The organism is Thermobifida fusca NBRC 14071 = JCM 3263 (genome assembly GCF_001592045.1).
Taxonomy (GTDB): Bacteria; Actinomycetota; Actinomycetes; order Streptosporangiales; family Streptosporangiaceae; genus Thermobifida; species Thermobifida fusca.
Window position 1 is genome coordinate 20,702 of sequence record NZ_BCWB01000011.1, and the last position, 7,934, is coordinate 28,635.

Consider the following 7,934-nt stretch of genomic DNA (forward strand, 5'->3'; position numbering starts at 1 on the left):
CGTGGCGATACACATCCGCCGGATATCGAATCTATCTGTCAGGCAAGGACCGCGGTCAGGCGCGCCCCGTCGCCGTGAGCAACGCCTCTCGGAAGATCGCCATCTCCTCGGGGGTGCCGACGGTGACCCGCAGCCATTCGGGCGGTCCCACTTCCCGGATGAGCACCCCCTGGTCCAGAAGGTGCTGGAAGACCGCCGAGCGGTCGGGGAACCGCCCGAAGAGGACGAAGTTGGCGTCGGAGTCGGCGACCTCGAAGCCGTGGGCGCGCAGCCAGTCGACGAGGGCGTCGCGTTCGGCGCGGAGGGTGGCGACCGCACTCAGCAGTTCGTCGGCGTACCGCAGGGCAGTCAAGGCTACCGCCTGGGTCACGGTCGACAAGTGGTAGGGCAGCCGCACCAGTTGCAGGGCGTCGACGACAGCCGGGTGCGCGGCCAGGTAGCCCAAGCGGACCCCTGCCATGGCGAACGCCTTGGACATGGTGCGCGACACGATGACGTTGGGGTAGGTGCGCAGCAGCGACAGCGCGCTGGGGGTCCCTTCCCGGCGGAATTCGGCGTACGCCTCGTCCACGACGACGACACCGGGGGCGGCTGCAGCGATCGCCTCCACCGTGGCCAGCGGGAGCGCGGTCCCGGTGGGGTTGTTGGGCGAGGTGAGGAAGACGACGGACGGCTCGTGTTCTTTGACCGCGGCGACGGCGGCGTCCGCATCCACGTCGAAGTCTGCGGTGCGGGGGACCGACACCCATTCGGTGGCGGTGCCGCGCGCGATGATCGGGTGCATGGAGTAGGACGGTTCGAACCCTAGGGCTTTGTGCCCGGGCCCGCCGAACGCCTGCAGGATCTGCTGGAGGATCTCGTTGGAGCCGTTGGCTGCCCACACGTTGGCGGCGTCCACCCCGTAGCCGAGGTAGTCGGCGAGGGCCTGGCGCAGGGCGGTTGCTTCGCGGTCGGGGTAGCGGTTGAGGCCGACGGCGGCTTCCGCGGCGGCACGGCCGATCGCCTCCACCAGTTCCGGGGACGGCGGGTACGGGTTCTCGTTGGTGTTGAGGACCGCTTTCACCGTCAACTGGGGGGCGCCGTAGGGGGCCTGGCCGCGCAGGTCGTCGCGGAGCGGCAGGTCGTCGATGCTGAATCCGGTGTGTCCGAAGTCGCTCACGCCTGCTGTTCCTCCCGGGGGATGCGCGCGGTGACAGCCGCACCGTGCGCGGGCAGGTCTTCGGCTTCGGCGAGGGCCACCACGTGGTGGGCGACTTCGGCCAGTGCGGCACGGTCGTATTCGACGACGTGGATGCCGCGCAGGAAGCTCTGCACGCTCAGTCCCGAGGAGTGGACGGCCACCCCGCCGGTGGGGAGCACGTGGTTGGAACCCGCGCAGTAGTCTCCCAGCGACACCGGAGAGTGGTCGCCGATGAAGATCGCTCCCGCGTTGCGGACGCGGGCGGCAACGGACTGGGCGTCGGCGGTCATGACCTCCAGGTGTTCGGGGGCATAGGCGTTGACGACGTCCAGGCCGTGGTCGATGTCGTCGACGAGGACAATGCCGGACTGGGGGCCGCCCAGGGCCTGGGTGATGCGTTCCCGGTGCTTGGCGGCGGGAACCTGGCGCGCGAGTTCGGCTTCCACGCGGTCGGCGAGGGCGGTTGACGGGGTGACGAGGACCGAGGCGGCGACGACGTCGTGTTCGGCCTGGCTGATCAGGTCCGCTGCCACGTAGGCGGGGTTGGCGGTGTCGTCGGCGAGGATGGCGATCTCGGTCGGCCCTGCCTCGGAGTCGATGCCGATGATGCCTTTGAGGAGGCGTTTGGCGGCGGCGACCCAGATGTTTCCGGGGCCGGTCACCATGCTGACGGGAGCGCACTCGCCCGCACCGTACGCGAACATGGCGATGGCCTGAGCACCGCCCACGGCGTACACCTCGTCTACGCCGAGCAGGGCACAGGCCGCCAGGATGGTGGGGTGCGGCAGTCCACCGAATTCGGCCTGCGGCGGGGAGGCCACGGCGAGGGAGGGCACCCCGGCTTCTTGGGCGGGCACGACGTTCATGACCACGCTGGAGGGGTAGACGGCGCGGCCGCCGGGCACGTACAGCCCGACCCGGTCGACGGGCACCCAGCGTTCGGTGACGGTTCCTCCGGGCACGACCCGGGTGGTGGTGTCGGTGCGGCGCTGGTCGCGGTGGACGATGCGGGCCCGGCGGATCGCCTCTTCCAGTGCGGCGCGCACGGTCCGGTCAAGTCCGGCGAGGGCGGTTTCCAGCGCGTCGGCGGGCACCCGGATGTGGGCGGGGCGCACGCCGTCGAAGCGCTCCCCTAGCTCGATCAACGCCTCAACCCCGCGATGGCGTACGTCTTCGCAGATGGGTCGGACTTTTTCGACTGCGGACGCGACGTCTATCTCAGCGCGCGGCAGTGATGCGCGCGGGTCTGCGGGGTTGCCTCGAAGATCGATTCGGGAGATCACGGACCTCATTGTAGGGGTGGTGCCGCACCGCAGCGCCTGGGGCAGCGCTCCCCTGGGTCTCCTGTCCTGGACAGCGCGAGGCGGGACGGCTCCTCGTCGTAGAGCGCTGCCGCGGTGGAGGGCCGCCTGGTCCGCACTGCTGTTGCCGGGGAGTTGTCGAGTCTCGGCGCGCCGCGGCAGGCCCGGTCTGCGGGCGCGTACCGTCCGCCACGGCCGGGCATACTGGGACGATGTCCACCACGTTGCCGCTCTTTCCACTCGGCTCGGTCCTCTTCCCTGGGATGACCATGGCCCTGCACGTGTTCGAGGACCGCTATCTGACCCTGGTGAACGACCTGCTCAGCCTGCCGGCAGACCAGCCCCGCCGGTTCGGGGTCGTCGGCATCACCCTGGGCCACGAGGTCGGGGAGAAAGCAGCGCACCAGTGGGCCGACGTGGGGTGCACCGCCGAGATCAGCACGGTGCAGCGCCGTCCCAATTCGAGTGTCGACCTCGTGGTCACGGGGGTGGAGCGTTTCCGGGCGGTGGAGTGGCTCGCCCCGGATGGGACCACGCCCTACCTGCGGGCGCAGACGGTGCCGCTGGCGGAGGAGGTCGGCGAGGAGGCCGAGGTGTGGCGGGAGCGCGCCGCCCACCACTTCGCGGTGTACTTGGAGCGTCTCGACCGGATTGGGATCATCGTGGCCGACGACACGGACCTTCCTAAGGATCCGGTGGCGGCCTCCTACGCGTTGGCCGACGCCATCGTGCTGGATATGCCGGACAAGCAGGCGCTGTTGGAGGCCGACTCCGCGGCGGAGCGGTTGGCCCGCGCCGTGGAGCTGCTCCGGCGAGAAAACCGGGTGCTTTCTGCGTTGCGGTTGCTTCCTGCGGGGCGCTTCCCGCACCAGGTGATCAACCTGAACTGACCGGCGGGGTGCGGGGTTGGGGCCTGCGGGGCGTGCCGCTCTTTCCAGACGCGGCGGACCAGCCTACTGTGATCAATATCCGGTTGACACAGGACAGGCGAGGAGTCCGCGATGGTCGCCGCGATCGTGTGGGGCACGGTGCTGCACTACCTGCTCATCACGTTCTGTTATGCGGCGACTCGGATCCGTTATTCGCAGGTGCGGGCGTCCGGTCCGCGGCGTCCCCCGGTGGGTGTGGATGAACTCGACCCGTACGAACTCGCCCTGCTTGCGGGGGGACGCCCTCGGGTGGGGGAGGTCGCGGTAGCCGAGCTGTTCCTCACTGGGCGGATCACCGCGTGGGGTCCGGGCATGGTGGCCGGGGTCGCGCAGCAGTCTGCTCCAGCTCCGCCCGGCCTGTCGGATTCCCCGTTCGTGCGGGCGCTCTCCGTCCGCCTCGCGGTCAACCGCCCCCTCGCAGTGGACCGGTTGGTCTCCGCAGCGACGTGCGGGGATGCGATCACTGCTGTGCTGTGGCGGCTGCGCCGCCTCGGATTGTTCCTGCCGCCGGAGCGGTTGCGCGCCATGGCCGTGCTCCGCAGGGCCGCGTGGCTGTCCCAGTTGGTGCTAGGGGCCGTGACGGTGCTGGCCGCGGGGTTCCTGGTGGGGTGGACGGTGTCGTCGGCACCGGCGAACCGTTCTCTTGTCCCGCTGCTGCTGGTCGTGTTGCTGGGCTATCCCTTCCTGCTGCATGTGGCGTTCCGCGCTGCGGGCGGGCTGGGGGCGGTCGGGATGGCAGCGCTCGTGGTTGCGGTGAGCGGGGCGGTGGGCGGGTTTTCGCGGGCGGAGTCGCTGGTTGCCGCGGTGCTGTTCGGGGGCTGGTTCGTGTCGTACGCGGCCTACTGGGCGACCGGGGGCAGGCTGGGGCCGCGCACCGTTGCCGGGGACGTGCTGTTGGCGGAGGCCCGTGCGGAGCTGGCAGCGCGCCGGGATGTGCGGGCGCTGCTGCAGGCGACCGCGGTGGTGGGGCTGCGCGGGCTGCGGGCGGGCAAGGCTCTGGCGCTGGGGTCGCCTCGGGTGGGGCGGCTGATCGCCTTCGCCACGGCCTGCGCCTCCTCCTTCGGCGCCGTGGACCGGGGGGTGGGGGGCGACTTCGGGTGGGACGGGAGGCGGGGCAACTGGATGACGCGCGGGGAGATCCCGCCGCTGCCGTCTCCCCCGCCGCGGGACGGGCACCACCGGGACCGGCCGCCCGGTGAGCGTCCCTGACCCCTGCTACGGCCAGTGAACTCTTCCCTCCCAGGCATTGCCAGCGATCGATATCCGATATATCGTTTAAATGTCGATAGTCAAAAGACTGTCTTATGTGTTCGGAGAGGAGGGGACGATGGTCGCTATGGCGATACCTGCGGGGTGGCGCACGGTCGGGCCGGGCAGTTTCTTCCGCCGGGCTGCGGGCTGCCGCGCACGTCGTCACGCTGGCCACCACCACGGATGGCACTTCGCCCACCACGGCGGTTTCCCGCCGCCGATTCCCCCCGGCCCGTGGCCGCCGCACGGCGGCCCGGCCTTCGGCGGCCCGCGGGGCCCCTTCGGGTTCCATGGTCCCCGGGGCGGCCGCGGCATGCGCGCCCGGCGCGGCGACGTGCGCACCGGCATCCTGCTGCTCCTGGCTGAACGGCCGATGAGCGGCTACGAGATCATCAAGGAGGGCCGCGAGCGCAGCAACGGAGTGTGGCGGCTGAGCCCCGGCTCGGTCTACCCGGTGCTGCAGCAGCTGGAAAGCGAAGGCCTCGTCACGCTCGCCGCTACCGGCGTGGGCCGTCGCCGCCCGTATGAGCTGACAGAGCAGGGCCACGCCTACGTTGCCGAGCACGCTGCGGAGCTGACCCCGCCGTGGGAGAGCGCCGCGCAAGAGTACGAGGAGACCCACGCCCGGCATCTGGAGCTGGCGTCACTCGCCTCCCAGTTGACCGCGGCGGTGGCCCAGGTCTCCCAGGTAGGCACCGACGCCCAGGTGGAGCGAGTCAAGCAACTGCTGGTCAAGGCGCGCAAGAGCGTCTACCGCATCCTCGCGGAGGATGACCTCTCCGACGATGAAGAGCTGTAGCTCGCCCGTCGGGGCCTCGGCTGGGTGAGCACTCCCGCCGTCTAGGCAGCGCTGGGGCGGCCTTCCTGCGGGGCGGCCGCCTCTTCCGCGGTCTTCTCGGCCTCGCGGGCCTTGTCGCTCTGACGGAGCATGAGCGCTTCAAACAGGCCGTACTGGAGGACGGCGCTGAACGACCACAGGAGCAGCGCGCTGTGGGCCCGCAAGGTCAGACCCGCGGGGACGACGTCACCCGGGGCGGCCAGGGCCAGCGCGCGTTCTGCGGCGTGGAAGTCGAGTCCAGCCCCCACTCCCCAGGCGGTGAAGGAGCCCGCCACGGTCCCCGCGGCGAGGCCGAGCAGGGTGGCCAGTCGCAGGTCCAGGCGGTGGCGGTGCGAGATCCGCTGCTGAAGGAGGTAGCAGGTGTAGCCGACCACCAGTCCGGCGACCAGCATCATGATCGAGTAGTAGCCGTCGACCGCGAACCAGGTCTGGGAGAGCGGGTAGTAGGCGAGCCCTTGCGAGGTGACGGTCGCCTCGGGGCGCGGGGCGATCAGCCACCACAGCAGCCCGAGCGGCACCCCGAGCAGGGTGACTCCGCCGAAGACCACTGCTCCCACGGCGAGTGTGCGCCCCATGACCGGCTCCCACCTGTCTTCTCCGGGTCGTACCGCCTTGAGCGTATCCCCTGCGGGGGAGACAGGGTGACATACCACCGCCGGCCCGCCTCTTCAACAGAAAAACCGGTGTGCCCCCGGCCACAGCGGCCCGCACCCCCTGCTCTTCCTGCGAAAACCTTTTCGCTAGACCAGAGAAATCCCGAAAAATTCTTCCCCTCGTCTTTGAATATTCAAATACTTTCGGATCTATTCCTGCACAAGGTCTTCTTCTGGCAGCCGGGCGGCAATCTTTTTTCACCCCACCTCTCTCTAGCGCCCGTTCTTTTTTGTTCTCAACTGCACGAAATCAGTGGTCAGCGCCGGATCGGCGGATCCCACACTCCAGGGCAGAACCCGCACGCATCCCGGGGCGAAACACCTCGCTCATCAGACCTCTCCCCCGCGCCCCACACGCAACCGCAGACCGGACAGCACCCCAATAAAACCCGTTTTGAGCAGCAGAAACGATCGTCTTCACCGGGACGTTATCCGACAGACCACGCGGTCTTTTTCTCCTTTAAACGTCTTACCAATCCTTTCTGACCTCATCTGTTGCCATATGTCACTAGATCCCCTAACCTTTGTGCCACGTGCCGGCAGTTACACAGAGCGCTCACTCCGATACGGCTATTCCAAAGGAGAGGTAGAGATGGAAAAGAAGAAGTACACCGCTCCGCAGCTCGCTAAGGTCGGCGAATTCAAGGAGGCCACCGGCTGGTACACCGCGGAATGGGGCCTCGAGCTGATCTTCGTCTTCCCGCGCTTCATCTGATAGATAGTAGGAATTCCACACAAAAATATCTGTCATTCTCGCCGGAGGACCAGTGGTCGGTTGCATCAGTCCTTACTTCGCTGTTTTCCCTGATAAGGACGTTCTCGGGCAGGCAACCGACCGCCTTCCGGCAGCCCAGACGCTGGCGTCCCACCCTTCGGGACGCCCTTGGCTTGTAGGCGCGCTCCCCGCCGACCAGCTCCTGCTGGTCGAGGCCGGGGAGCGCCGCCTCGCCGTGATCGGACACTGTTCGGCTGAGCCTGAGCGGCTGCGTGCGGAACTCGCCCAGATCGACGACGTGGCCCAGTTCGACCGCATCGCGCGCACCCTGGACGGCAGCTTTCACCTGGTCGTGGTCGTCGGCGACCAGATGCGGATCCAAGGAAGCGTGTCCGGGCTCCGCCGAGTCTTCCACGCCCACGTCGGTACAGCCCGAATCGCCGCGGACCGCTCCGACGTGCTCGCCGCGGTACTCGGCGTCTCCCCCGACCCGGACGTGCTCGCGCTGCGGATGTTCAACGGCCTGCCCTACCCGCTCAGCGAGCTGCCCCCATGGCCCGGGGTGGAGCACGTCCCCGCCTGGCACTACCTCAGCCTCGGCTTGCATGACGGCCGCCACCGGGTCGTCCAGTGGTGGCATCCCCCGGAAGCGGAACTCGCCGTCACCGCCGCAGCTCCCCTGCTGCGCACTGCCCTGGCCGGAGCCGTGGACACCCGCACCCGCGGTGGCGGAGTGGTTAGCGCCGACCTGTCCGGCGGGCTCGACTCCACTCCCCTCTGCGCCCTGGCCGCTCGCGGCCCGGCCAAAGTCGTCGCCCTGACCTTCAGCAGCGGCCTTGACACGGACGATGATCTCCGCTGGGCGAAGATCGCCCACCAGTCCTTTCCCTCGGTGGAGCACGTGGTGCTCTCCCCCGAGGACATCCCCGGCTTCTACGCTGGCCTCGACGGGGAGTTCCCCCTGTTGGACGAACCGTCCGTGGCCATGTTGAGCACGCCGCGCATTCTGAGCCGGCTGCACACGGCCCGCGCCCACGGCTCCCGCCTGCACATGGACGGCCTGGGCG

Annotated in this window: 9 protein-coding genes; 6 read left to right on the plus strand and 3 right to left on the minus strand. The window is 69.1% G+C overall.

Annotated elements, in window-relative coordinates; genetic code table 11:
* Window positions 1-55 precede the first annotated feature (55 nt).
* Both TF1_RS01880 and hisD read right to left on the minus strand, forming a co-directional pair.
* Window positions 56-1,159: a histidinol-phosphate transaminase gene (locus TF1_RS01880; RefSeq protein WP_061783573.1), complete on the minus strand. Its 1,104-nt coding sequence runs from the start codon at window positions 1,157-1,159 to the stop codon at window positions 56-58.
* The gene (gene hisD, locus TF1_RS01885) at window positions 1,156-2,463 is read right to left on the minus strand and encodes a histidinol dehydrogenase (protein WP_038043568.1); all 1,308 of its coding nucleotides are present in this window, start codon (window positions 2,461-2,463) and stop codon (window positions 1,156-1,158) included. Before hisD ends, TF1_RS01880 begins: the two co-directional genes overlap by 4 nt.
* 230 nt (window positions 2,464-2,693) lie before the next feature.
* On the opposite strand from hisD, the gene TF1_RS01890 reads away from it, so the two are divergent.
* The 3 genes from TF1_RS01890 to TF1_RS01900 all read left to right on the plus strand — a co-directional run bounded on the left by TF1_RS01890 (window position 2,694) and on the right by TF1_RS01900 (window position 5,460).
* On the plus strand, window positions 2,694-3,371 hold the full coding sequence (locus TF1_RS01890; protein WP_011291596.1) for an LON peptidase substrate-binding domain-containing protein: 678 nt from the start codon (window positions 2,694-2,696) through the stop codon (window positions 3,369-3,371).
* A gap of 111 nt (window positions 3,372-3,482) precedes the next feature.
* Window positions 3,483-4,619 (plus strand): TIGR04222 domain-containing membrane protein, encoded by a 1,137-nt coding sequence (locus TF1_RS01895; RefSeq protein WP_016188508.1) that lies wholly within the window; start codon window positions 3,483-3,485, stop codon window positions 4,617-4,619.
* A 118-nt stretch (window positions 4,620-4,737) separates the two neighbouring features.
* Window positions 4,738-5,460, plus strand: a complete 723-nt coding sequence (locus tag TF1_RS01900) for a PadR family transcriptional regulator (protein ID WP_011291594.1) — start codon at window positions 4,738-4,740, stop codon at window positions 5,458-5,460.
* Window positions 5,461-5,501: 41 nt separating this feature from the next.
* On the opposite strand, the gene TF1_RS01905 is transcribed toward TF1_RS01900, so the two are convergent.
* Entirely contained in the window at window positions 5,502-6,074 is a 573-nt protein-coding gene (locus TF1_RS01905) for a hypothetical protein (RefSeq protein WP_011291593.1), read from the minus strand.
* A 66-nt stretch (window positions 6,075-6,140) separates the two neighbouring features.
* On the opposite strand from TF1_RS01905, the gene TF1_RS16080 reads away from it, so the two are divergent.
* From TF1_RS16080 to TF1_RS01910, 3 genes are all read left to right on the plus strand, one after another.
* Window positions 6,141-6,638 carry a hypothetical protein gene (locus TF1_RS16080; RefSeq protein ID WP_156482480.1) on the plus strand — a complete coding sequence of 166 codons (498 nt, stop codon included), beginning with the start codon at window positions 6,141-6,143 and terminating at the stop codon, window positions 6,636-6,638.
* 106 nt (window positions 6,639-6,744) lie between these two features.
* Complete coding sequence (locus TF1_RS16420; protein ID WP_255266122.1) at window positions 6,745-6,867, plus strand: hypothetical protein; 123 nt, start codon at window positions 6,745-6,747, stop codon at window positions 6,865-6,867.
* A 52-nt stretch (window positions 6,868-6,919) separates the two neighbouring features.
* On the plus strand, window positions 6,920-7,934 hold a 1,015-nt coding region (locus TF1_RS01910), incomplete at its 3' end, for an asparagine synthase-related protein (RefSeq protein ID WP_255266123.1).

Coding starts and splice junctions, on each gene's coding strand:
- TF1_RS01890 (WP_011291596.1), top strand. CDS start 2,694: ATGTCCACCACGTTGCCGCTCTTTCCACTCGGCTCGGTCCTCTTCCCT.
- TF1_RS01895 (WP_016188508.1), top strand. CDS start 3,483: ATGGTCGCCGCGATCGTGTGGGGCACGGTGCTGCACTACCTGCTCATC.
- TF1_RS01900 (WP_011291594.1), top strand. CDS start 4,738: ATGGTCGCTATGGCGATACCTGCGGGGTGGCGCACGGTCGGGCCGGGC.
- TF1_RS01905 (WP_011291593.1), bottom strand. CDS start 6,074: ATGGGGCGCACACTCGCCGTGGGAGCAGTGGTCTTCGGCGGAGTCACC.
- TF1_RS16420 (WP_255266122.1), top strand. CDS start 6,745: ATGGAAAAGAAGAAGTACACCGCTCCGCAGCTCGCTAAGGTCGGCGAA.